Genomic DNA, 23,705 nt, shown 5'->3' with positions numbered 1-23,705 from the left:
CCAAAGTTAAAATAACTATCATTTATAATGCCACTTATTTAACCTCAATATTTTTTTTGTATGTTTTTATTGCTTCCAGAATAGAATTCGCGATATCATTCTGTCCCTCTTGTGAATTAATATATTTTTCTTCCTCTGTATTTGAGATAAAACCCACCTCTGTTAAAACAGCAGGCATACCACAACGTTGCAATACCAAAACACCCTGCTCTTTAACGCCCCGGCTAAGTCGTTCATCCCGCTTGATGTAACTGTTCTGTATTAATTTGGCGAATTTAATGCTTTTGTCTCGAAAGGTATTTTTTAAAAGTGATAAAAGAATAAAACTACTCGGGTTACCAGGATCGTAACCATCATACTTACTTTTGTAGTTTTTCTCCAGTTTAATATCGGCATTCTCCCGTATGGCAGCATCTTGTTCCTTTAATCGGTGAGATCCCGCAACTAACGTTTCCACTCCTTTGATATGCTTGTTGCCAGGCGGCATCGAATTACAGTGTACGGATATAAAAAGATCTGCGTTGGCTTCGTTAGCTATTTCTGCACGTTTGTATAAATCAACGTCTATATCCGTTCTACGCGTAAAAATTACTTTAATTTCTGGCATTTCCTCGTTTAGTAATACACCCAATTTCAATGCAACTTTTAATGCAATATCTTTTTCTTTGGAAAAACTGCCTGATGCTCCGGGTTTTCTTCCGCCATGACCGGGATCAATAACAATTGTTTTAATCTTATAGCCCTGAGTAGGTGCTTTTTCAACAGCCAGTAGCGAAAATAAGATTATTGTAATCAGCAGTTTAATCTTCATGCATGGAGGGTATTAAAATGATGTTTCGGCTATACGTTTATAATTTTTAATTGCTTTGATAATTCCACTCACAATTTCATTTTGCCCTTCAGGAGAGTTCATGTAATCTTCCTCTTCAGGATTACTCACAAAACCTATTTCTGTTAGTACGGCAGGCATTGCCGCACGCGCCAATACTGCAAGGCTTTTTTCCTGTACACCCCTGTTGATACGGCCAGCATTAACATATTCTTGCTGAAGCATTGAAGCAAACTTTAAACTCCTTTCTCTATTGGTTTGTTTCATTAAAGATAACATAATGTCACTTTCAGGAGTATTGGCAATAAATCCCTCGTAGTTTTTCTGATAGTTCTCTTCCAGGAACATGGATGCATTTTCCCTTTTTATCACTTCATCCTGCTCACCTAAACGGCCTGTTCCGGATACAAAAGTTTCTGTTCCCTTAGTTGAGGTACTTTTAGAGGTAACCGTTCGGTAAACAGGTACTTTTCTGCCCCTTACTTTTTTATAATAATCTACCACTCTCGATACCCTAACCGGCATATCATTTAAGTGAATGGAAATAAATAAATCGGCTTTTGCATTATTTGCGATATTGATACGCTCGTATAAAGGAATAAATACATCCGACTCGCGGGTATAAATAACCTTAATATCTTTTAAACTATCCTGAAGTGCACGGCCAAGGTTTAATGCGGTTTTAAGCGCTACATCTTTTTCTTTCGAATACACGCCATGGGTTGCACCATCCTTACCACCATGACCAGCATCAATCACAATTGTTTTGATTTTATATCCCTGCGCAAATGCTTGATTATCAATAGAATTTGATAGTACTAAATAAATAATAATGGTTAAAATGGATTTAAGATACATCAATGGTATATTTTTCACTAATTTTGAACGTTTTTGATTAAACATTTGTGCAAAAATAACATTCAAATACGAATTTGAAACCCCTGAAGAGTTCTATTTTACTAATATCTGTCATTTTATTAACACATGTTGTTGGTAAAGCTAACGCATTTTCTCATTTTTCATTGCAACAGATCATCCGTCAAGACACCACTAAAAAAGATTCTGTTAAAAAGACAGGTAAAAATAATAGCAGTATTGACCAGAAAGTAGAATACAAAGCAGAGGATTCGGTTAAAATGAGTGCCGATAAAAGCATTGTTTATTTATACGGAAACGCCAGGGTGGTATATGGTGATTTTGAGCTAGATGCGGCTTACATCAAATATGATAAAAAGCAAAATTCTATTTTTGCCCGTGGCTTGAAAGATCCGAAAACCGGCAGATATACTGGCAAACCGATCTTTAAATCTGGTGCTGAAGGTACTGCCATCGCAGATTCTATTTTTTACAATTCAGAAACAACCCGTGCCAAGGTATATGGTGTTTTTTCTGAGCAGGAGGGAGGTTTCTTCTCTGGCGGACAGAGTAAAAAACAAATAGATGATGAGTTGCACGTTAAAAACGTAATGTACAGCACCTGTAATCTTCCACATCCGCATTTTGGATTAATGATTTCTAAAGGGGTAGTAACCGAGAAACAGATTATTACAGGTCCGGTTTACATGATTATTGAGGATGTACCCACGTTTCTGGGACTGCCATTTGCATTTTTTCCTAAACCGAATAAGCGAACGTCGGGTTTTATCCTGCCTACACCAGGTGAAGATGCCACGAGGGGGTTTTTCTTGCAAAACGGTGGTTATTATCTCGGCTTAAACGATTATTGGGATGCTAAACTTATTGGTTCGATTTATACCAATGGCTCTTATGAAACAAGTTTATTGAGTAACTACACTAAAAGGTATAAGTTTAACGGTAATATTAACCTGGCTTACGCCAGTTTTAAAGATGGTTTGGAAGGCACTGAAGCTTTTAAAAACCCCACCAAAAACTTTAGTATCAACTGGAGCCACAGCCAAAATGCCAATGCCAATCCGGGTACAACCTTTAGTGCCAGTGTAAGATTGGTATCAACAGGAAGAAAGGGATATTATAGAAATACAGCAGCAGGTACTACTTATGATATTAATACCATTGCTACCAATTCAACAAGTAGTAGTGTGAGTTATGCAAAGGCCTATTCAAACGGCATGAATTTCTCTTTGGCTGCATCTAGTGACCAGACCTTAAGTACAAGGGCAATATCACTCAGGCTGCCGGAAATGACATTTAACGTACCTACCTTTAACCCGTTTAGTTCTAAAACTGCAGTTGGAGAACAAAAATGGTATCAAAAAATTACAGTAGGTTACAGTCTGCAGGGAACAAACCGTATTGATACTTTTGATAGTTTGCTTTTTCAAAACGATGGCCTAAAACGCCTGAGAAGTGGTTTTTCGCATAGCATCCCTATAAATATGTCTTTCACGGCTTTAAAATATCTTAACTTTAGCCTGGGCGGCACCTATAACGAAGTTTGGAATTTTCAAAGTGTAAATAGAAGATATACCAGTTATGCCGATAATACTTATTCATTTAGGGAAGATACCACTAGTAGTTTTAAAAGAGCAGGGAGTTATAGCTTGTCAACAAGTATGTCTACTAAAATATATGGTAGAAGAGATTTTAATCCTGCGGGTAAAATCCAGGCTTTGCGGCATGTAATGACCCCGAATGTTTCTTTTTCTTACTCACCTGATTTTACCAAAGCGGGCGCGGGGCCTTACAGACCAGCAATAGATCAGAATGGGAATCAGATTTACACCAGTGGGCAACCTTTAAAGTATTCTATTTTTGATGGCATGGCACAGCCAGGCTCTTTTGGTGGGCCTAATGCATCAATTGGTTTTGGTTTGGATAATACAGTAGAGTTAAAAGTGAGGAATAAGAACGATACAACCGGAACAGGTTCTAAAAAAATCCCGATTATCCAGGGTTTGAGTTTTAGCGGCTCATACAATTTCCTGGCCACATCTTATAAATTATCAACCATTGGTTTTAGTGGCCGGTCGCAGTTTACTGATAAATTAGGTATCAACTATAATGGAACTTTAGATCCTTATGCTTTAGAGGCTGATACCGTACCAGGTTCTACACGGCGGATCAGACAAGACCGTTATTTCTGGCAAAGTGGTAAGTTTTTGCCACGCCTGGCTAATTTTGGTTTTTCGTTTGATTACAGTTTAAATCCAGAGGCGTTAAAACGTAAAAATGAAGCTAATGACAAATTGGGCGCGGCAGCCAATAAAAAAGGATTGAACGATATACAGTCTGAACAACTGGCAGCAATAAGCCGCGACCCGAATGCATTTGTTGATTTTAACATTCCATGGAATTTTTCGTTCTCCTATAGTTTCCAGTATTCAAATGATGGAAACGTCAATACAGTTTCGAATACATTAAACTTTAATGGCGATGTCAATTTAACACCAAAATGGAAAGTTACTTTTAACTCAGGCTATGATTTTAAAAATAATGGTTTAACGCCTATGAATTTAGCTATTTACCGCGATTTACATTGCTGGGATATGAGTGTAAACTGGGTTCCATATGGGGCTTACAAAAGTTATTCTGTTACCATAAAAGTTAAGGCTTCGATATTGCAAGATTTGAAATTGAGCAAAAGACAGGGTTTTTACAGCACATACCGATAAATTTATGCTAGCCGAAATTATTACCATAGGTGATGAGATACTCATTGGCCAAATCGTTGATACCAATTCTGCCTGGATGGCTAAACAATTAAATTTAATTGGCGTTTCCGTCAAGCAGATTACCTCCGTTTCTGATGATGAGCAGCATATTTTAGAAGCACTCGAACTTGCTGAAAAACGTGCAGATTTAATTTTGATTACTGGTGGCCTTGGACCGACCAAAGATGACATTACCAAAAAAACTTTGGCGAAGTATTTTAATATGGGTTTCCGTAACGATGCAGCTGCATTGGAAATGGTTCGTCAGATTTTCGAAAAATACAAGCGCCCGCTATTGGATATCAATATACAGCAAGCAGATGTTCCTGATGGTTGTGAGGTTATTGTTAATAAAAATGGTACTGCGCCCTGCATGTGGTTTGAACAAAACAACACCATTTTTGTATCCATGCCGGGTGTACCTTATGAGATGATGTATCTGATGGATGACGAAATCCTTCCCAGAATTACAAGCAGGTTTAAGCTACCGTTTATAGTGCACAAAACTATTCTCACCGCAAATATCGGCGAATCATTTCTGGCTAAGGAGATTGAGGAAATCGAAGATAGTTTACCGGCACATATCAAACTGGCATATCTGCCCAAATTAGGGCAAGTTCGCTTACGCTTATCAGCCAGAGGTGATCACGAAGCGGAATTGAATGAAGCGGTGGAGTTTTATGCCAGACAGATCATTTCGAAAGTAAATAAATTTGTGGTAACGGATGAGGATATTCCATTGGAAAAAGCTATTCTGGACCTGATGAAAAGTAAGGGGAAGACATTATCGACGGCAGAAAGTTGTACTGGTGGATATATTGCTCATTTAATTACGCAGCATCCCGGCTCTTCTGCTGTTTATTGGGGCGGGGCAGTAGCATACGCCTACGAACTGAAAGAATCTATTCTGGGGGTAAAAGAAAGTACTTTAAATACTTTTGGTGCCGTAAGCGAGCAAACCGTAACAGAAATGGCGGAAGGAGCCATTAAACATTTCAAAACCGATTATGCAATTGCAGTTAGCGGTATTGCAGGCCCTGATGGTGGAACAGAAGAAAAACCGGTTGGTACGGTATGGATTGCAGTTTCTTCCAAACACAAAACCGTAGCTAAGGTGTTTAATTTCAGTAACAAACGGATTCAAAACATAGAGCGTTCTGCTGCTTCGGCATTGGCTATGTTATTAAATGTCCTTAAAGAAACAGTTTAGAAAGAATAAAAACTGTATTTTTGTAGCGTTACCAATATAAAATACTGTAATTTAATATGGCTCAATACGAACTACTGTTACCAAAAATGGGTGAAAGTGTTGCAGAAGCAACGGTGATTAAATGGGTAAAACAACCAGGTGATACTATTGATTTAGATGATACCATTTTGGAAATCGCCACGGATAAGGTAGATTCTGAAGTTCCATCTCCGGTTGCCGGTAAATTGGTAAAACAATTATTTGCTGCAGATGAAGTTGCCCAGGTAGGCGATGTAATTGCCATTATTGAAACTGAAGACGGAGATGCTCCTGCAACCGAAGCGCCGGTTGTAGAAAAACCAATAGCAGCAGAAAAAATTGATTCTATCCCTGGAATTGAGCAACTACAGGATAATAATACTGCAACAACCACCGATTTCAGCTCATCTGATCGCTTTTATTCCCCTTTGGTTAAAAATATTGCGGCCCAGGAAAATATTTCGTTAGCGGAGTTGGATGCCATTAAAGGTTCTGGTGTTGATGGGCGTTTAAATAAAGACGACCTGTTGGATTATATTGCCAGGAAAAATGGTGGTGCTGTAAAAACGGCTACAGTTGTATTAACGCCGCCTGCTCCGTCAGTTAACGAAGTTATAGCAAATAAAACTGAACCATCTCCACAGGCCCCAATTTCAAATAAACCTTCCACAACAAGCATTAATGGTGCCGACGAGGTAATAGAGATGGATAGAATGCGTAAACTGATTGCCGATCATATGGTGATGAGTAAAACAACTTCACCACACGTAACTTCTTTTGTAGAAGCCGATGTAACGAATATGGTTTTATGGCGCAATAAAGTAAAAACCAGTTTTGAGAAACGTGAAAACGAAAAAATAACCTTTACTCCAATATTTGTAGAGGCTGTTGCCAAAGCAATAAAAGATTTCCCGATGATTAATGTTTCTGTAAATGGAACGCAGATTATCAAAAAAGGAAATATCAACATCGGTATGGCTGCTGCTTTACCAAGTGGAAACTTAATCGTTCCGGTAATTAAAAATGCTGATCAGTTAAATTTGGTTGGCTTAACCAAAGCGGTTAACGATCTGGCAGGCAGGGCAAGAAACTCCAAGCTAAAACCAGATGAAACGCAGGGAGGGACTTTTACATTAACCAATGTAGGTAGTTTCGGTAACGTAATGGGTACACCAATTATTAACCAGCCACAGGTAGCTATTTTGGCAGTAGGTGCCATCAAAAAGAAACCTGCAGTATTGGAAACCGAGCATGGTGATGTGATTGCGATCAGGCATATGATGTTTTTATCCTTATCATACGATCATAGGGTTGTAGATGGCTCTTTAGGGGGGATGTTTGTGCGGAGGGTTGCCGATTATTTAGAAAGCTGGGATCTGAACCGGGAAATTTAATCCATTCGCAGTTTTCAATTAACGGTTTTCAGTTGGCATCATGCTAATAAATTAAAAACAGTTTAATAATTAAGAATGTTAGCTTCAAATTTAAAATCAATAGTTTCGGATAATGTGTTGCATGCCAAATGGTTAAATACGCTATCTTATATGGAAAATGCAGGTGCTAAGAAGATTTCTGCTTCTGAGCACAAAGAAAATGTAAATCTGATTATTCTTAAACATGCTGCAGAAGAACACCGTCATGCTTATTATTTAAAAAAGCAGATTGCGAAGGTTGATGAGGCACTTTGTAAAACTTACACCAATGCAGAGTTGTTATCTCCAAACCATACCAAATATTATTTACATGCTTTAGATATTGCAGTTTGTCGTTATTTAAAAGCTGTATTTAATCTTTCTGGTTATGATTTAAAATTCGCCGCTTATTTATTTGTTACCTACGCAATTGAGGTACGTGCAGATGAATTGTATCCAATTTATCAGGCAGTTTTAGATGAAGCAAAAAGCAAGGTGAATGTAAAGTCAATTATCCTGGAAGAAGAGGGGCACTTAGAGGAAATGATGAACCAATTGGTTGGTTTTTCTGATGATTGGGAACATCACGCAGCCGAGGTAATTAAAATCGAGCAGGCTTTATTTGATAACTGGGTTGCTGCATTAGCCATAGAATTGCCTTTAAGCGTTTAATAATCGCTGATTGTTATTTTGCGAGTATATACATTAAGAAGTCAAGTTTTTAAAACTTGACTTCTTTCATTTAAACCAATCGAGTTAATCTTTGTTTCTAAATAAAAACAAATAGCATGGCTAAATTTTCAGATTTAATTAACGGTGATAAACCAGTGCTGGTTGATTTTTTTGCGGAGTGGTGCGGTCCATGCAAAATGATGAAACCGATCCTGGAACAATTAAAATCACAGGTAGGCGATTCAGTATCGATTATCAAAGTAGATATCGACAAAAATCAACCGGTTGCTTCATCGTACAATGTTCAAAGTGTTCCAACATTAATTTTGTTTAAAAAAGGAAAGCAAGTATGGAGGCAAAGTGGCGTATTGCAGGCTTCGCAATTAAAACAGGTGATTGATGCCCATGCTTAAACCTCCAGCACGCTCTTGGGCGTAACTGCAAATATCCGTTCACTCGTTTTAGGGTAGATGTTATAAAGCCCTGTAAATAAGCTGAAAGCGGGTAGAACAGCATATTCCTTTCCAAAATAAAAACAAGGAAATTTTAATCTTTGCTTTGCTTTCCCTACGATGGTCACGCCAGGATGGATATGTCCGCTAATGGGGTATAATTCTTCTTCAGTACAATTTGGTGCATCATGAATAAAACAGAACGGCCCCAGACAAAAGCTGGGCTCATGTATTTCGATATTCATTGCTGCATAATTGGCGTGGGAAAGCCGGTCGTGATTTCCTTTTACCAATAGAAAATTAAGTTCCTGGTATTGCTTTCTCCAAACGGAAAAAGCTTCAATATCGCTATTTACGCCGTGGTGGAACATGTCACCGTTGATCAGTAATGTTTTAGGATGATATTGCTTAATTAATAAACTTAAACGCTGTAAATCTGTTTGAGCAATGGTTGCCGGCACTTGTAAACCTGCCTGGCGGAAATGTGCAGATTTACCCAAATGTAAATCGCTTATCGCTAAAAGCTGATGCTTGGGTAAGAATAAAGCCCTTTCCTTGTCTAAAACCAGTTCTTCACCTTGGCTTGTAATATTCATTTATTCCTTTTACTGTCATCCTGAGCCTGTCGAAGGATCTTTTGATCCACGCAGTTTCCAAGAACATTTATCTATTTAATTCGCTCTGCTTCGGCTTTCATTCTGGCAATCCGCTGTTCTAACTCTTCCGAACTCATGTTTTCACGCAAACTGTCCACTTTAATAGGGAAAGAAAGCGGGGTAAAACTTTTTGGATTGGTAATAATAATCACGCCATTCTGAATTCTTTCTAAAGCGGCTGCCAATCTGGGTTCTTCAAGTTGTTGGTAAAAAACCTCATCGTATGCCTGTCGCAAAAGTAAATTATGTTTATCATAATCGCTAAAAACATTAAAAAACAGACCAGCAGATGACTGGAGGTGTTTATTGGCCACATACTTTCCAGGATAGCCCTGAAAAACGAGTCCGGAGATGCAGGCAATATCTCTGAATTTCCTTCTTGCCATTTCAGTTGAGTTGATACTTTGCGTAATATCTTCAGTTAAATTCTTAGGCGAAAAAACTTCGTAGGCAATCGATTCGTCCATAGGAATTTCCGTTTCGCTTAAAAGTTCAAAACCGTAATCGTTCATGGCAATAGAAAAACTGATGGGCAGCAGTTTACTTAAACGATAGGCGACCAGCGCCGCCAAAACCTCATGCACCAAGCGGCCTTCAAAAGGATAAGCGAAGAGATGAAAACCTTCCTTATTATTAATGAGTTCTATCAGTAACTCATCATTATTGGGTACGTGAGAGCGCTTTTCCTGTAGTAAGAATAACGGATATACCGAATCCAATTCTTCATCCTGATGGGTTTTATCTAATGCCTCATTATATTTTTTCCTTAGAACCGACCCTAAGTTAGAAGATAGGGGTAAGCGGCCGCCATTCCAGCTTGGAGAGATTGCATTTTTCTGTTTACTCACCCGCACAACAACGGTCATGTCTTTTACCTGTACAAACTCTAAAACCCTTCCAGCTAAACGAAAATTATCGCCAGCTTTCAAACGGGTAACAAAATATTCTTCTACCATACCAATGTAACCACCGGAAATGAATTTTACCTTCAGCATCGCGTCACTTACAATGGTTCCAATATGTAACCGGTGCCGCATGGCCAATTGCCTGCTCTTCACCTTCCAGAGCCCGCCCTCATCCTTCGTTACCTTTTTAAATTCGGTATAGGCGCTCAAACTATCCCCTCCAGAGGTGATAAACTGCATCACCCAGGTCCATTCTTCGGGTAGGATCAGCTTAAAGGCATGGGTATTCTTAATCTCTTCGTAAATAATTTTATCATCAAATCCATCACCTATGGCCAGCGTAACCAAATACTGGATCAAAGTATCAAATACCATAATAAAGGGCTCACGGCTTTCTATATTGTTGGTTTTGGCCGCTTCTTTAATCGCTGCCGCCTCCACCAGTTCTAAAGCATGGGTGGGTAAAAAATATATTTTAGAAATTTCGTGAGGGGAATGGCCAGAGCGTCCCGCTCTCTGCAAAAACCTGGCAACACCTTTTGGTGATCCTACCTGGACTACGGTATCAACAGGTTTAAAATCTACGCCCAAATCTAACGATGAAGTGGCAATAACGGCTTTAAGCTGTCCGGTATGTAATGCCTCTTCAATCCAGTTGCGGAGTTCGAAATCTATCGATCCATGATGTATGGCAATGCGTCCGGCAAGTTCTGGTTCAATATTCAGCAAATGCTGGTACCACATTTCCGATTGTCCGCGGGTATTGATGAAAATTAGGGTCGTCTTGCTTTTTTCTATAATTGGTAATAGCTTATACGCTAGTTTTAAACCCAAATGCCCGGCCCAGGGCAATGTTTCAATATCATCTGGTAAGATGGATTTGATCTGGATTTTCTTTTCCAGATCAGCCTTAACAATAATTCTTTTGGCGGCTAAATCCGGTTCCAATACATCTAAAGCTTCTTCAATATTGCCAATGGTTGCTGAGATTCCCCAGATTCTTAAAAACTGGTTTTTTTCCAGCTTTTGCAAACCTTTAATACGAGAAACCGCCAGCTCAACCAGCACACCCCGTTTACTGCCCAAAAGCTCATGCCATTCATCAGCCACAATGCATTTAAGATTCCGGAACAGGGTAGAAGAGCCCTTTTGTGCCAGCAACAGGTGCAGGCTTTCAGGGGTAATCAATAAAATTTCGGGCATCGATTTTTTCTGCTGTAATTTTTCTGCCTGCGAGGTATCGCCATTGCGTACACCTACATGCCAATCCAACTCCAGCTCCAGTAAATTTTCACGCATGGCCCTGGCAATATCTTTGGCCAAAGATCGGAGTGGGGTAATCCAGATCAGTTGTAAACGGTCCTTAGCTTTTTTATTATTGTTTGCTGAGGCATTTAAAGCTTCAATTACGACAGCCAAAAAAAGTGAAAATGTTTTTCCGAAACCGGTAGGCGCGTTTACCAAACCGCTATAGCCATTAAGATAATACTGCCAGGCATCTTCCTGAAATTGAAAAGGCCTGCGTTTATTTGCCTTTAACCAGGCTTTTATCTTTTTATAACCTTTGGTTTTGGTTTGGTCCATGCTTAATGTCTTTCCTCGTAGGTTTTTTATTGATAATTTCAGGTTCTCCTGTTCGTTTTGAAAAGCAATAACAGTGGTTCTTTTATAACAACAGTCCCGCCATATGCTTTACCTTTTTTGCAACAACTCCTCGGTCTGTGGGGACACAGACCATGGCGGCACTATAAGGTAGATTGCAATAATTGCCTCAAATCTTCCAGCGTGTTAATTTCATCTGCTTTTTTATCTTTTCTCCACCGCAATATACGCGGAAAACGTAAAGCTAAACCTGCTTTATGACGTTTACTTTCCGCAATTCCCTCAAAGGCAATTTCGAAAACCAATTCTGGTTTTACAGTGCGTACTGGCCCAAATTTTTCAATTGCATTACGGTTTACAAAGGAATTTACCTCTTTAATTTCTTTATCTGTTAACCCTGAATAGGCTTTGGCAATCGTCACTAAATTTTCACCATCACGAACCGCAAAGGTATAATCGGTGAAAAAATTTGCCCTTCTGCCACTTCCTTTTTGTGCATAGATCATTACCGCATCAACCGTATAGGGGTTAATTTTCCACTTCCACCAATCGCCCCGTTTTCTTCCGCTATGATAATGGGAACTTAACTTTTTAAGCATGATGCCTTCACTATTAATCGAACGTGAAGTTTGTCTTAAATCTGCTAACGCTTCCCACGAGCTGCAATTGATCACAGGAGATATTATCACCGGACTTTCGTTTAAACCACCTATCAACTTTTCCAGTGTATTACGCCTTATACTTAGAGGTTCTTCCCTGAAATCCTTTGCTTCATATTCCAAAATGTCATAAACAAAAAATCCGATGGGTGCATCATCCAGCTGTTTTTTACTGATCGTTTTACGGTTTAAACGTTGCTGTAATGTGCTGAATGATAAAACCTGTTTATTCTGTACAGCCAGTATTTCGCCGTCTAAAACTACGCCATCCGGTAAAACATCGATCATAAAATGCAGTTCCGGAAACTGTTCGGTAACCAGTTCTTCGCCACGGCTCCAGATAAAGAGTTCTCCATTGCGCTTCACAATCTGCCCACGGATGCCATCCCATTTCCATTCGGCCTGCCATTCAGCAATATCGCCCAGTTTTTCGGGTGCTTGCTCTAAAGCATACGCCAGGCAAAAGGGGTAAGGCCAGGAATTATCGGTATTTACATGGATACCATTGATCAGTTCATGAAATGTAATTTCGTAAGGATTCCATTTCCCCATAATACTGTGCATAATCTGCGCACTATCTAAGCTGCTTTGTTTGGCCAGGGCGTTCACCAGCATTTTATTGGAGACCCCGATCCTGAAATTACCCGAAATCAGTTTATTAAAAATAAAACGCTCCTGCGTTTCGAGTTTGTTCCAGGCACTTAGAATGAAATCTTTTTTGGTTTCATCATCTTTACCTTCTAAATCGTGCAAATCCTCAACCCATTTATGCAATTGAAAATCAGAGGTGTTTTCGGCAGGGGGCAATAACAAAGCAATGGTTTCACTTAAATCGCCAACATTGGCATAACTTTCAGCAAATAACCATTCTGGTGTTTGGGTAATGTCTATCGCCCAGTATTTCAATAAGGCTGATTTAATTGGTCTTTTAGGTTTTTTACCCGTAAATAAGGCGATTACCCATACTTTATCTTTATCGTCAGCATAGTTAAAATAATCAACCAGGGCCGCGATTTTATCGTTGGTTTTATTGCTCAGTTCGAGCTGCTGGATCAGTTTTGCAAAACGTTTCATGGCTATTTATTTTCGTTCTGCTCGGCTAAATCAACTTTGTTTTCTTCATCATCTTCCTGGCCAAACCTGGTTAAAACTTCGGCCGCTTCTATACCTTCATCATTTAAAAAGCGGCTAAAAGCAGCTGTAAAGCCATGGGTAACATATACTTTTTCGGCACCCGTTGCGGTAATGGCTTCCATTAAACCCGGCCAATCTGCATGGTCACTCAGTGCAAAACCAGCATCGGCACTTTGCCAGCGGCGGTGTGCCCTTACCTGCATCCAGCCAGAACATATACCGGTAACCGGGTGGGATAAATTTTTGATCCAGCGGCTATCGCGCATAGCAGGCGGTACAATTACAATTCCTTTCTGTAACTCATCTTTAGTGGTTTCGGGGGCAATCCTAATGGTTTTTGGAAGGTTTACACCAGCTTCTATAATCACTTCGTTCAGGTTGGCAATGCTGTTATGTACATAAATAGGGATATCGCCAGCGAGGTTTTTAATTAAACGCTGCGCTTTACCCAAACTATAGGCAATCAATACGCTTGTTTTCTGTTGATTGATGTTATCATTTACCCAGTTCTTAATTCCATTGAAAATAATTTCCTGTTTTTGCCATTTGTAAACCGGCAGGCCAAATGTGCTTTCTGAAACAAAAGAATGGCACTTTACAGGTTCGAATGGCGTGGTGATGCCATCATCTTCAATTTTATAATCACCAGAGATGACGCAGATTTCACCTTTATATTCCAGACGTACCTGCGCAGAGCCTATAATGTGCCCTGCAGGAAAAAAAGAAATATTTACGCCATTACGGGTTATGCTTTCTCCATACTCCAGTGTTTCTACATTTAAATCTTCGCTGATCCTGCGTTTAATAATGGGTTTGGTTAAAGTATGGCAGAGGTAATATTTATTTCCAAAACGCACATGATCGCTGTGTCCATGTGTGGTTACGGCATAATCTACAGGCCACCAAGGGTCTACGTAAAAATCGCCCTGTTTACAGTAGATTCCTCTTTTGGTAAATTCTATTAATGCCATAGTTAATAAACAATAAAATTAATATTTAGTTTTAGATGATTATCGGCTAAATGCCCGATAATTTAAAATATCGGCTAAATACCCGATAAAATGAAATATCGGCTAATTAGCCGATATTTTTTTTGAAATATCAATAATAAATTCGATATTGTAATATGATTTGCATTATAACAGGTGATATTATTGGCTCAAGAAAGATTAAAGATAGCTGGTTATTAAATTTGAAAACCGCCTTAAAAGTAATTTCCGGTCGTGGCAATAAGTGGGAAATTTATCGGGGAGATAGTTTTCAGTTAGAAGTAGAGCCAGAAAATGCCATTAAAACCGCGGCCTATTTAAAAGCATGTATTAAGGTGAATAAACCCGCAGATGTAAGGATGGGAATTGGAATTGGAGATCTAAAAAACAAACGGAAAAAGCTATCCGAATCCAGTGGAGATGCTTTTGTGTATTCAGGAGCGGCTTTTGACAGTTTAAAACAGGCCAGGGTTAATTTAGCTGTTAAAACAGATTCTGCTGATTTTGACGAGGAGATTAATGTTTTAATCAAGTTATCTCTCATTGCAATGGATAGCTGGGGCGTAGTAGCTGCCGAAATGGTAAAACTTGCATTGGAGAATAACGACCTGTTGCAGAGCGAGCTGGCCGCTATTTCTGGCCGGACACAATCATCTGTAAGTGAAGCATTAAAGCGTGCGCATTACACCGAAATTATGGAAATGGACAGGATTTACCGTAAAAAATTGAACCAAATGATTTTAAAATAATGGATATCTATTTAATCAAACTTATTCTTGCCCATTTAATCGGAGATTTCTTTTTGCAGCCAGATGCCTGGGTAAAAGATAAGGAAAGGAGGAAATTAAAATCAACCAAGCTCTATTTACATGTAATGATACATGTAGCTTTGATATTTCTTGTTTTTTTAAGCTTTGATGTTTGGAAGACGGCTTTAACAATAGGTATAATCCATCTGATTATTGATGCGTTAAAATCCACCTTTCAAACCAACAAAAATGCCCGGATACTGTTTTTTGCTGATCAGCTTTTGCATTTTAGCTCAATTTTAGCGGTATGGCACCTTTTCTATAAGGGAAGTTTGGATATTGCTTTTTTAAATGATCCGCATACCTGGGTATTCATTTCTGGCGCTTTGTTTTTAACCTTGCCTACTTCCATTATAATGAAGGTAATCATTGCTAAATGGATTCCGGATAATCAGCCTGACAGCCCTAAATCATTGGAAAACGCGGGTAAATATATCGGTATATTGGAAAGGACATTGATTTTTCTGTTTATTCTTACCCATCATTTTGAAGCTGTTGGTTTTTTACTTGCCGCAAAATCGATATTCCGGTTCGGTGATCTGAAAGAAAAACACGATCTTAAATTAACGGAATATGTACTGATCGGAACTTTGTTAAGCTTTGGTATAGCCATTGTAACGGCCATGCTTATTCAAATGTCTGTTGCATAAAAAAAGCAGCCCTAAAGCTGCTTTTTTAATCTTGCTATCTTGCTCCGGGAGGGCAATTTTCTTTTAGAAATTTAGTATAGGTTAAAGATAAGTGTTTACTGGTACCTTCACCCTCAGAAATACTGTGGGTACGGTTTGGATAACTCATCAATTGAAAAACCTTTCCGTTTTTGATTAATTCATTAATCAGCATTTCGGCATTTTGGTAATGTACATTATCATCGCCCGTGCCATGAATGTATAATAAATTGCCTTTTAAGTTTTTAGCATGCGTAATTGGAGAACCTTTAATATAAGCCTCTTTGCTTGGAAAAGGTGTGCCCATATACCGTTCCTGATAAACATTATCATAAGTTAATTGGTTACCAACCGCTGCAATAGCAATACCTGTTTTATAAATCTCCGGATATTGGAACATCAGGTTTAGTGTTGAAGAACCACCTCCGCTCCAGCCCCAAACAGCCACACGGTCTTTATCCATATACGCATGGGTAGCCAGTAATTTTTTAGCAGCCATCGCTTGATCGCGGATATTGATTATGCCAATATTTTTATATATGCTCTTACGCCATGCACTTCCTTTAGGAACGGGTGCGCCTCTGTTATCCATTGAAATATAGATATAACCGTCTTTAGCCATGTCGCCATCGTATAAATGATTGATACCTGCACCCTCAACATCCAAGGCTGTTGCACCTGCAGGCTCGCCATAAACATAAAATAAAACCGGGTATTTCTTATCTGGATTAAAGTTGTCGGGTTTTTTCATCCATCCATCCATTTCAATGCCATCCTCTGTAGTTACTTTAAAAAACTCCACTTTGTTTTTCGTGGCCGATTGTTTCGCTAGTTGTGTAGTGATGCTTCCATCCATTGTGAATGGATTTCCGGTGGTAAAGTTCATCCACTCCGTAATAGATCTAACAACCGAACTGTTATACGAATGGCGTGCAAAAGCAGCATTAGGTGAAATATCGTAATTGTGCGTTCCTGGTAAAACAGAAGGCGTAACCTGTTCTAATTTACCTTTGCCATCCAACTTGGTTTTAAAAAGGTATTTTTGAGTAGCGTTAGTTGGTGAGGCCAGAAAATAAACGAGGTTATTTTTTACATCGATCAATTTAACATTAATCACATCATAGTTTCCTTTTGTAACCAATGTTTCTTTCTTTCCATCCAAACTAATCCTATACACATGGTTCCAGCCATCCTTATCAGATACAATGGTAAATTCCTTATTGTCATTTAACCATTTCCATTCATCCTGTGCATCAATCCAGGCTTTAGCTTTTTCGGTATAAACAGCTTTGGCCGATCCTGAAGCTGCATTGCAGATAAATACGATACTCTCGTTCTGCTCGCGGTTGAGTTGTTGTAAAATAATATTGTTGCTGTTAGGTACCCATTGCATACGCGGAATGTAGTGCTGGATATTATCTCCCGGAACATTTAGCCAGTTTGTTTTGGCTGTTGTAATATCCACCACACCAACTTTACAGGCTGATGGGTTTTCGCCCACCTTTGGATATTCTACAGGGATCGTAAATGGATAAATAGAGTCGGTGTTATTGATCATCAAGAAATTTTTGATCTTCGTTGCATCCAGCTGCCAATAAGCGATAGATTTACCATCCGGACTCCATCTAAAGCCGTCCCGGCAATCAAATTCTTCCTCATAAACCCAATCGAAAGTACCGTTAATCATCCGTTCTGTACCGTCCGTGGTTAAAGCTTTGGCTCCAGTGCCATCAATATTTTCTACATATAAGTTGTGCTGGCTTACATAAGCTACCTTACTGCCATCTGGTGATAATTTGGCAAACATTAATGACGAAGCTGGTTTATCTTTTCCGATCTGGGTAATCTTATTAGCAGTTAAATCAACCAACCAATAATCTCCACGGGTATCATAACGCCAAACTTTTCTGCTGTTGGTGTAGATCAATGCTTTTGTACCATCATCAGACAGTTGAAAACTTCTTACCGGAATGGCATTAGCTTTTCCGGCAGGTGTTAGCAGCGCCCTGGATATAATTGTTTTTCTTTCGCTTTTAGGGAGGGTAACCGAAATAATTTCTCCATTTGCAATCTGATAGTAGGAATTACCGTCTTTTGCCCAGTTGATATTTTGAGCTTTTGCATCAATAAGCGAGCAAAATGCTATACAAGCAACTGATAATCTGAATAATAATTTTTTAATCATATATAATTTTTGGACATAAAAAAAGCTTTTCAACTTTCGGGCTAATTTAAATAAAAAGCCTGCAGTTAAAAAGCTGTAAATTACCTTGAATTGGTTAATTATTCACCACCACCTTGCATGGCTTTCAAATCTTCCATAGTTACGACTTCGTAACCGGCAGGTACTTCAGTGTTAATGGCACCTACCTTGGCTTCAGAAAGAGATTTTAAAACCAGGTCTGAATTTACACCATTAATTAATGCCGAATATTTTACCGGAAGTGCGCCCAAGCCTTTAAAGAGACCACCAGTTGTGATTGCAGCAATATCAACATCTTTTGTTGCCCATAATTCGTGCGCTCCGCCTTTATCATCTTTGTAGGTATATTTTTCTGCATTAAATCCGGCGATGGTCTGTTTTTCGCCAGTTGCTTTATAATCAGAATATTTTGGCATCAAAGCTTCCTGTGCTTCTGTTTCTGCTTTGCTCACCTTTACGGCAAACTGTTTTTGAGCTACCGGAACGTCAATCAATAATAGTCCGGTTTTATCTGCCGTATTTGAAATGATGTTTACCAGGGCAGGGCCATTTTCAATTTCTATTTTGGTTAAGCTGCCATTAAATTTCGTTTTAACGTCAGTTGTTGCACCATTAGCCGTTACAGCAAATACTAAAGTACCTTCAGTAATTTTCTTTTGTGCATGGGCAATGATAGCGGTACTCACTAAGATTAAAGCTACAATGCTAGTTTTGATTGATTTGAACATGTTTTTATTGTTGTTAAGTTATTTACCAATTAATTTTTTCTTTATTTAAAAATGAGGAAATCCCTTTTTTAAAATCCTCACTTTCTCTTACCCTCGCATTAATCTGTACTGCAATTTCCAAACTCTTTTCTAAGTACGGATTAACCGTTTGGGTAATCAGTTGTTTCGTAATCATTAATGAATTACCAGAACTTCCGTTACACAAACTTAGTGCAAATTCTCTTGCTTTTTGATGGATATCGGAAGAATTTGTTACAAAATTTATCAAATTATATTTTAATGCCTGCTCGGCAGAGAAAATTTTTCCGGTGAGTAAAATTTCCTTGGCGATGGATTCGCTTACCTTCTGTTTTAAAAAACAGGAAACTATGGCAGGCACAAAACCGATTTTTACTTCGGTATAACCAAAATTACTTTCAGGAGTGGCAAAAATAATATCACATATGGTTGCCAGGCCGCAGCCACCGGCAATAGCATGTCCCTCAACCTGGGCAATAACTACCTTTGGCAGATAGTAAATCGTAGTAAAAAGTTTTTTTAGATGATTGGAATCGGCTACGTTTTCTTCAAATGTATTGTACTGTAATTGCTGAAGATAGGCTAAATCGGCACCGGCACTAAATGCATCACCATTTGCGTTTAATATCACCACTTTTACCAGATCATCTTCTGATGCCCTTATAAATGCAGTAGTTAATTCAGCAATAAGTTCAGGGTTTAGCGCATTTCTCTTTTCGGGCCTGTTGATAGTTATCGTTGCTATTCGTTCAGCAACCTGATATAAAACCAGATTTTCCATGTTATCGGCTTAGTTGCACCAAATATGCTTTATTTTTCTTTAAAATATGTACATCTATAGCATTATTCTCCATTTCTTTTTTTAAGATCTGAATTTGATAATCTTTGTTGGTAGCATCTATGATTGCCGTTTTATATTTTATATCTGGGTGTATTTTGGCTACATTGAATTTTGTATTTCCACTTAACCATATGCTCGAAAAGTTAGCATTCCCATTTATTTCTTTATCATTCAAATCCTCATCAATCAGGAGTATCTTATATTGAAAAAAGGCAATCTGGTTATTGTTTGATACGAATCGCCCTAAAACAGTGTCTTTCTTTAACCTGATCAAATGTATTTTAGCAACCAGCAGTTGGGATAGTGCAGGCTCAACCGAAAAGGTATAGTTTTTGTCTTTACTGTTTAAATCTGAAACCAAAACAGCTTCTTTTCCATTAATAAATGCAGCCGCATAATTTTTTCTCAGGGAAAAGAAAATGATTTTCCGCTGATTAAAAACCTTTAGATCATCGCATAAAATTAATAGTTGATAACAAACAAATAAAAATAGAGCAGAAAACAAAAGTTGCTTATTAAGTTTTGTTAATGCATAAATAAACAAGCTAAGCGATAGGCTCAATAAGATAAATTCAGGCAGATTAATCCATATTGATGAAAAGCTGGCATATGGTAAATTTGCTATCCAATTTAGTACAGCATTTGTGAAATTTATGATCCATTCGAAAACCGGAGCCAGAAACCCGAACGACGGGATCAATACGCCAATCCCTAAATACATGATTAATATTAATGGGATGGTAATGAAAAGATTAGCAAAAAGGAAATAAAGTGGAAATTGATGGAAATAATAAATACTTAACGGAAACGTGACAATTTGTGCAGCTAAAGACATGGACGTGAAACCCCATAATTTATCTATCCAATAATGCTCCGTGTAGAGGAGCTTGTAGATTTTAGGTTGAAGATAAATTAATCCAAATACAGCCAGGTAAGAAAGTTGAAATCCAACATCCCGGATTAAAAATGGATTGTAAACGAGTTGACAAAATGCTGAAAAGGCCAAAATATTATAACTGTTGGTTTTTTTAGATAAAACTTTAGCGGTTATTAAAATGCTAATCATAATCGCTGAACGGACTACAGAAGGCGATAACCCGGTGAGTAAGGCATATCCCCAGATCAAAGTACAGATGAGCAGTAACTTGACGATTTTTAATGCCCGGTTCTTATTCAAAAAGAAGAACATAAAATCTAAAACGACATAAATAATTGCTACATGCGCTCCAGATACCGATAAAGCATGAACGGTTCCTGTTTTGGAATATGCCGATAAAGTTTCTTTACTTAAATCGGCACGGTAACCTAAAATAAGGGTAGACGCCACAGCCAAAGCTTCGTCACTTTTAATCAAAATTCTGTATTTTGCTATTTGCCTTTCTCTTATATTCAGGGCCATTTTGATCATCGGATTGCCAACATTATTTTTAGTAATCAAGATGTGATCCTGATCCATAAATGCCTGATGATAAATATTCTGACTACCCAGCCAGGCTTTAAAGTCAAATTCTGCGGGATTATATGGAGGCTCTATTTCGTTATATGTAACTGCGATCATCATTTCATCTCCATACTTTATCCTGATGGGTTTTAAGCTATCTAGCTTTACATGAAGCAGTAGCTGGCCTGATAAACTGATCTGCTTATCTTTTTGATATCCAGCTATTACATTTGCTTTAAAGCGCGAAATATTGCCATTTTGCTGAGGTTCATTATTAACCCAAACTTTTAAATAATCACATCTTGTTTTTGCAAAGTAATTTTGGTCTAAACTTTCGTTATTAAGCAGGCAAAACAAACTGCCAAGGTTGAAAAAAAGCAGGTAAATGATAAGGCCAACAACACCTTTATGGCGATATATATTTAACTTCTTATAACTGAAATTTAAAAATAAAATGCTTAGTAAAATAGTAAATAAGCTGATGGTTAACCATTTAATAAATGTAAATGCCGGAAAATAATAAAAGATACAGATGCCCAGAATAAAAGGAAAAAGGATCCTGGCAAAAATATATTCGGTCTTAAACATAGACTAAAATTGATAGCGTACCTGAATTTTAACTTCCGATTTTTTATTGCCCTTAATCTCATCTAAATAGGTGCCTACTGTTTTCACATCCTGATAAATAAACAACCCATACCGAAACCACACATTTAGCTTTTTGATGATGTTATATCTCATGTTGATGTAGGTTCTGAAACCTTTTCCACTGTACATTCCAAAAGCAAAACTATATAAAACATCATCCTCATATGCGTAAATTCTACTGTTATAACCCGGCGTGTTGAAATAGGCGAATCGTACATTTCCGGTAAGCTTGGCAAACATATGGCGAATAGTCTATATCCTGATAAACAAGGTATCCGAACTCTCTTTTTGCACTTCCTTTTTTGTATTGAGAAACCTCCAGCCGGTTTTGAAAGTGCCAATTCTTATTCAATTGCCAGTTTGTCTCTGCCCGGTAACCTTCTCTTTTTACATCATCTAAAAAATTAACAGGGACGTCCATATCGGTGTTCTGTTGCTTATTTTCTGATTTAAAACGAACTAAAATTTTAAAGGTTTTGCTTGGCATATAAACGGCCTGAGCTAAAACTTCGTAACCCTTAGAAGATTCGTCCACACGGTATTTTAACCAGGGAAACCGAAATAAATCGCCATAGAAAGAAAATGCCCAATACTTATTGGGGTTAATGTTTAACCCTGCATACAACCCCCTTTCGTTTACAGCTTCGCTCGATTCGGATACAGCCTGATTAAAGAAACTGTGGTAATCTTTAGCATAATTGCGATAGGTTAAAGCTGCAGAAACTGCCGATGATAAACTCACTAATACACCGTTAATGTAAGCAAAGCCACCACCTAAACCTTTAGCAACCTCCCCATAGAGATACATGTTTTTATAGGTATAATTGTAAAACAAACCCAAATTGGTTAAAGATTTTCCGGTAAAACTGTACCGATCGTAAGCTGCAGTTTGTGTGATAAAACGATTGTTAAAATGGGTATGATAGGCAATTGCGCCAATGGCCAGGTCGTTTTTAGCATATTGAATAGTGGTGCCAAATACGGTTTGTGCCAAAACACCTTTATTCTTAAGCTCTGTAGGCGTTCTGTGCAAACCGGTTTGATTGATTGTAGACTGAACTAAATTTCCATCAGCATCTAACTTTTGACTCGCATCCAGCTTGCGGAAAGAGACAAATGGAGTTATATCTACATTTTTAAATAAGTTGACGGTTGCAGCCGCGCCTCTAAAAAAGGAATATTCGTTGGTAGAATTGTAAGGCCTTAAACCCAAATCTTTTTTAGCTACGCTGGTTACATCGGGCCCTTTGCCAAAAGAAAAACCCGACCATAAAGTTAGTCCCTGACCAAACTGTTGCGTGTAATCGCCAACGATCAATTTTTTTAATTTACCTAATTTGAATAGTGCAATATTTCCTGAATAAAAATCGAAAGGCTTGCCTATAAATTTTTCTCCTGCATCTTTATCTAAAGTGAATGCGGCTGATAGAATTGAACTGTATTGGTACCGGTATCGCGTCTGAAACTTTTCTGGAGAACCTAAATATCTGTTTCCTGGCAAATCGGTATAGCCTTTTTGTTTTTGTAAAGTTTGCGCTAAACGCATCATCAGATCATTTTCGCCGGCATGTACAATGTTTTTTAAACTGAGCTGCTGATACTCCGTGATATCGGTTAATGTTACGAATGGGAGCAGATTCTGAATCGTTTTAACATCAAATCCAGGAACACTCTGTAATTCAAGCGCATCGGCAAGCGGACCGTTTTCCTTTATATAAGTAAAGAAATTGGCAATCTGTAGGGGAGATAAGAATACCAAAGTATTTAATTCTTCTACAGAAGTTCGATTCAGGTTAATGGGGTGTTTACGGTATCTTTCCAGTACATCAACCAACTCGGTCATATCATAATCATCCGGCAGGTTTTCAGCCATGCTTTCTAAAATATCACGGATATCGGTCTCCTGGGTATTGGTTTGTGCGTTTGCCACAAAGCCCATCATTACTAAGGCGGTAGTTAAGATTTTTAATGCATAGCTACCTCCATTAGAGAATTTACGATACAGGTAGAGAAACCACTGGATTACCGTGCCCAGGTTAAATAACAGTATTTTTCTTAAGAGATTTACCAGAAGTATCCCTTTACTGGGAAATGTAGATAAACCCAAAACCACATGGTTTTTGGAAGGAGCCAACAACAATACACACCATATTTTCATAAGCAGGGGTTAACTGGTTAA

The 23,705-nt window shown here is 38.3% G+C and carries 19 protein-coding genes; 7 read left to right on the top strand and 12 right to left on the bottom strand.

Features of this window, described 5'->3' with window-relative positions; all coding sequences use genetic code 11:
* Positions 1-34 precede the first annotated feature (34 nt).
* Positions 35-811: an N-acetylmuramoyl-L-alanine amidase gene (locus ABEG20_RS08720; protein ID WP_406826985.1), complete on the bottom strand. Its 777-nt coding sequence runs from the start codon at positions 809-811 to the stop codon at positions 35-37.
* 12 nt (positions 812-823) lie between these two features.
* On the bottom strand, positions 824-1,687 hold the full coding sequence (locus tag ABEG20_RS08715) for an N-acetylmuramoyl-L-alanine amidase (RefSeq protein WP_406826984.1): 864 nt from the start codon (positions 1,685-1,687) through the stop codon (positions 824-826).
* Positions 1,688-1,761: 74 nt separating this feature from the next.
* Here ABEG20_RS08715 and ABEG20_RS08710 point away from each other — a divergent pair, with 74 nt between their 5' ends.
* From ABEG20_RS08710 to trxA, 5 genes are all read left to right on the top strand, one after another.
* Complete coding sequence (locus ABEG20_RS08710) at positions 1,762-4,422, top strand: putative LPS assembly protein LptD (RefSeq protein WP_406826983.1); 2,661 nt, start codon at positions 1,762-1,764, stop codon at positions 4,420-4,422.
* A gap of 4 nt (positions 4,423-4,426) precedes the next feature.
* Positions 4,427-5,671, top strand: coding sequence for a competence/damage-inducible protein A (locus ABEG20_RS08705; RefSeq protein ID WP_406826982.1), 1,245 nt, complete (start codon positions 4,427-4,429; stop codon positions 5,669-5,671).
* A 56-nt stretch (positions 5,672-5,727) separates the two neighbouring features.
* Entirely contained in the window at positions 5,728-7,083 is a 1,356-nt protein-coding gene (locus ABEG20_RS08700) for a dihydrolipoamide acetyltransferase family protein (RefSeq protein WP_406826981.1), read from the top strand.
* Between the two features lie 75 nt (positions 7,084-7,158).
* Positions 7,159-7,773: a hypothetical protein gene (locus tag ABEG20_RS08695; RefSeq protein ID WP_406826980.1), complete on the top strand. Its 615-nt coding sequence runs from the start codon at positions 7,159-7,161 to the stop codon at positions 7,771-7,773.
* A gap of 116 nt (positions 7,774-7,889) precedes the next feature.
* A complete protein-coding gene (trxA, locus tag ABEG20_RS08690; protein ID WP_406826979.1) occupies positions 7,890-8,186 on the top strand; it encodes a thioredoxin in 297 nt (98 codons plus the stop codon).
* Here trxA and pdeM read toward each other — a convergent pair.
* The 4 genes from pdeM to ABEG20_RS08670 all read right to left on the bottom strand — a co-directional run bounded on the left by pdeM (position 8,183) and on the right by ABEG20_RS08670 (position 14,152).
* Positions 8,183-8,821, bottom strand: a complete 639-nt coding sequence (gene pdeM / locus ABEG20_RS08685) for a ligase-associated DNA damage response endonuclease PdeM (RefSeq protein ID WP_406826978.1) — start codon at positions 8,819-8,821, stop codon at positions 8,183-8,185. The genes trxA and pdeM overlap by 4 nt on opposite strands.
* 71 nt (positions 8,822-8,892) lie before the next feature.
* Positions 8,893-11,370 carry a ligase-associated DNA damage response DEXH box helicase gene (locus ABEG20_RS08680; RefSeq protein ID WP_406826977.1) on the bottom strand — a complete coding sequence of 826 codons (2,478 nt, stop codon included), beginning with the start codon at positions 11,368-11,370 and terminating at the stop codon, positions 8,893-8,895.
* Positions 11,371-11,531: 161 nt separating this feature from the next.
* Positions 11,532-13,121, bottom strand: a complete 1,590-nt coding sequence (locus ABEG20_RS08675; protein WP_406826976.1) for an ATP-dependent DNA ligase — start codon at positions 13,119-13,121, stop codon at positions 11,532-11,534.
* Between the two features lie 2 nt (positions 13,122-13,123).
* Positions 13,124-14,152 (bottom strand): ligase-associated DNA damage response exonuclease, encoded by a 1,029-nt coding sequence (locus ABEG20_RS08670; protein WP_406826975.1) that lies wholly within the window; start codon positions 14,150-14,152, stop codon positions 13,124-13,126.
* A 155-nt stretch (positions 14,153-14,307) separates the two neighbouring features.
* On the opposite strand from ABEG20_RS08670, the gene ABEG20_RS08665 reads away from it, so the two are divergent.
* Both ABEG20_RS08665 and ABEG20_RS08660 read left to right on the top strand, forming a co-directional pair.
* On the top strand, positions 14,308-14,919 hold the full coding sequence (locus ABEG20_RS08665) for a SatD family protein (RefSeq protein ID WP_406826974.1): 612 nt from the start codon (positions 14,308-14,310) through the stop codon (positions 14,917-14,919).
* Positions 14,919-15,629, top strand: a complete 711-nt coding sequence (locus ABEG20_RS08660) for a DUF3307 domain-containing protein (RefSeq protein WP_406826973.1) — start codon at positions 14,919-14,921, stop codon at positions 15,627-15,629. The genes ABEG20_RS08665 and ABEG20_RS08660 overlap by 1 nt, the downstream gene beginning before the upstream one ends.
* A gap of 34 nt (positions 15,630-15,663) precedes the next feature.
* Here the strand turns inward: ABEG20_RS08660 and ABEG20_RS08655 are convergent, their stop codons facing one another.
* The 6 genes from ABEG20_RS08655 to ABEG20_RS08630 form a co-directional block, all read right to left on the bottom strand.
* The gene (locus tag ABEG20_RS08655; protein ID WP_406826972.1) at positions 15,664-17,832 is read right to left on the bottom strand and encodes a S9 family peptidase; all 2,169 of its coding nucleotides are present in this window, start codon (positions 17,830-17,832) and stop codon (positions 15,664-15,666) included.
* A 98-nt stretch (positions 17,833-17,930) separates the two neighbouring features.
* Positions 17,931-18,578, bottom strand: a complete 648-nt coding sequence (locus ABEG20_RS08650) for a DUF4412 domain-containing protein (protein WP_406826971.1) — start codon at positions 18,576-18,578, stop codon at positions 17,931-17,933.
* A 22-nt stretch (positions 18,579-18,600) separates the two neighbouring features.
* Complete coding sequence (locus tag ABEG20_RS08645; protein WP_406826970.1) at positions 18,601-19,377, bottom strand: enoyl-CoA hydratase/isomerase family protein; 777 nt, start codon at positions 19,375-19,377, stop codon at positions 18,601-18,603.
* 1 nt (position 19,378) lies between these two features.
* On the bottom strand, positions 19,379-21,466 hold the full coding sequence (locus ABEG20_RS08640; protein ID WP_406826969.1) for a ComEC/Rec2 family competence protein: 2,088 nt from the start codon (positions 21,464-21,466) through the stop codon (positions 19,379-19,381).
* Positions 21,467-21,469: 3 nt separating this feature from the next.
* On the bottom strand, positions 21,470-21,655 hold the full coding sequence (locus ABEG20_RS08635) for a hypothetical protein (RefSeq protein WP_406826968.1): 186 nt from the start codon (positions 21,653-21,655) through the stop codon (positions 21,470-21,472).
* Positions 21,656-21,707: 52 nt separating this feature from the next.
* On the bottom strand, positions 21,708-23,684 hold the full coding sequence (locus tag ABEG20_RS08630) for a helix-hairpin-helix domain-containing protein (RefSeq protein WP_406826967.1): 1,977 nt from the start codon (positions 23,682-23,684) through the stop codon (positions 21,708-21,710).
* Positions 23,685-23,705 lie beyond the last annotated feature (21 nt).

Source organism: Pedobacter sp. KACC 23697 (assembly GCF_045348445.1).
Classification (GTDB): domain Bacteria; phylum Bacteroidota; class Bacteroidia; order Sphingobacteriales; family Sphingobacteriaceae; genus Pedobacter.
The sequence above is the reverse complement of the archived record's forward strand: the minus strand, read 5'-3'. Positions and strand labels throughout refer to the sequence as shown.

Excerpts from the sequence above, each read along its gene's own strand:
- ABEG20_RS08720 (WP_406826985.1), bottom strand. The coding sequence starts at position 811 with ATGAAGATTAAACTGCTGATTACAATAATCTTATTTTCGCTACTGGCT.
- ABEG20_RS08715 (WP_406826984.1), bottom strand. The coding sequence starts at position 1,687 with ATGTATCTTAAATCCATTTTAACCATTATTATTTATTTAGTACTATCA.
- ABEG20_RS08705 (WP_406826982.1), top strand. The coding sequence starts at position 4,427 with ATGCTAGCCGAAATTATTACCATAGGTGATGAGATACTCATTGGCCAA.
- ABEG20_RS08700 (WP_406826981.1), top strand. The coding sequence starts at position 5,728 with ATGGCTCAATACGAACTACTGTTACCAAAAATGGGTGAAAGTGTTGCA.
- ABEG20_RS08695 (WP_406826980.1), top strand. The coding sequence starts at position 7,159 with ATGTTAGCTTCAAATTTAAAATCAATAGTTTCGGATAATGTGTTGCAT.
- trxA (WP_406826979.1), top strand. The coding sequence starts at position 7,890 with ATGGCTAAATTTTCAGATTTAATTAACGGTGATAAACCAGTGCTGGTT.
- pdeM (WP_406826978.1), bottom strand. The coding sequence starts at position 8,821 with ATGAATATTACAAGCCAAGGTGAAGAACTGGTTTTAGACAAGGAAAGG.
- ABEG20_RS08680 (WP_406826977.1), bottom strand. The coding sequence starts at position 11,370 with ATGGACCAAACCAAAACCAAAGGTTATAAAAAGATAAAAGCCTGGTTA.
- ABEG20_RS08675 (WP_406826976.1), bottom strand. The coding sequence starts at position 13,121 with ATGAAACGTTTTGCAAAACTGATCCAGCAGCTCGAACTGAGCAATAAA.
- ABEG20_RS08670 (WP_406826975.1), bottom strand. The coding sequence starts at position 14,152 with ATGGCATTAATAGAATTTACCAAAAGAGGAATCTACTGTAAACAGGGC.
- ABEG20_RS08665 (WP_406826974.1), top strand. The coding sequence starts at position 14,308 with ATGATTTGCATTATAACAGGTGATATTATTGGCTCAAGAAAGATTAAA.
- ABEG20_RS08660 (WP_406826973.1), top strand. The coding sequence starts at position 14,919 with ATGGATATCTATTTAATCAAACTTATTCTTGCCCATTTAATCGGAGAT.
- ABEG20_RS08655 (WP_406826972.1), bottom strand. The coding sequence starts at position 17,832 with ATGATTAAAAAATTATTATTCAGATTATCAGTTGCTTGTATAGCATTT.
- ABEG20_RS08650 (WP_406826971.1), bottom strand. The coding sequence starts at position 18,578 with ATGTTCAAATCAATCAAAACTAGCATTGTAGCTTTAATCTTAGTGAGT.
- ABEG20_RS08645 (WP_406826970.1), bottom strand. The coding sequence starts at position 19,377 with ATGGAAAATCTGGTTTTATATCAGGTTGCTGAACGAATAGCAACGATA.
- ABEG20_RS08640 (WP_406826969.1), bottom strand. The coding sequence starts at position 21,466 with ATGTTTAAGACCGAATATATTTTTGCCAGGATCCTTTTTCCTTTTATT.
- ABEG20_RS08635 (WP_406826968.1), bottom strand. The coding sequence starts at position 21,655 with ATGTACAGTGGAAAAGGTTTCAGAACCTACATCAACATGAGATATAAC.
- ABEG20_RS08630 (WP_406826967.1), bottom strand. The coding sequence starts at position 23,684 with ATGAAAATATGGTGTGTATTGTTGTTGGCTCCTTCCAAAAACCATGTG.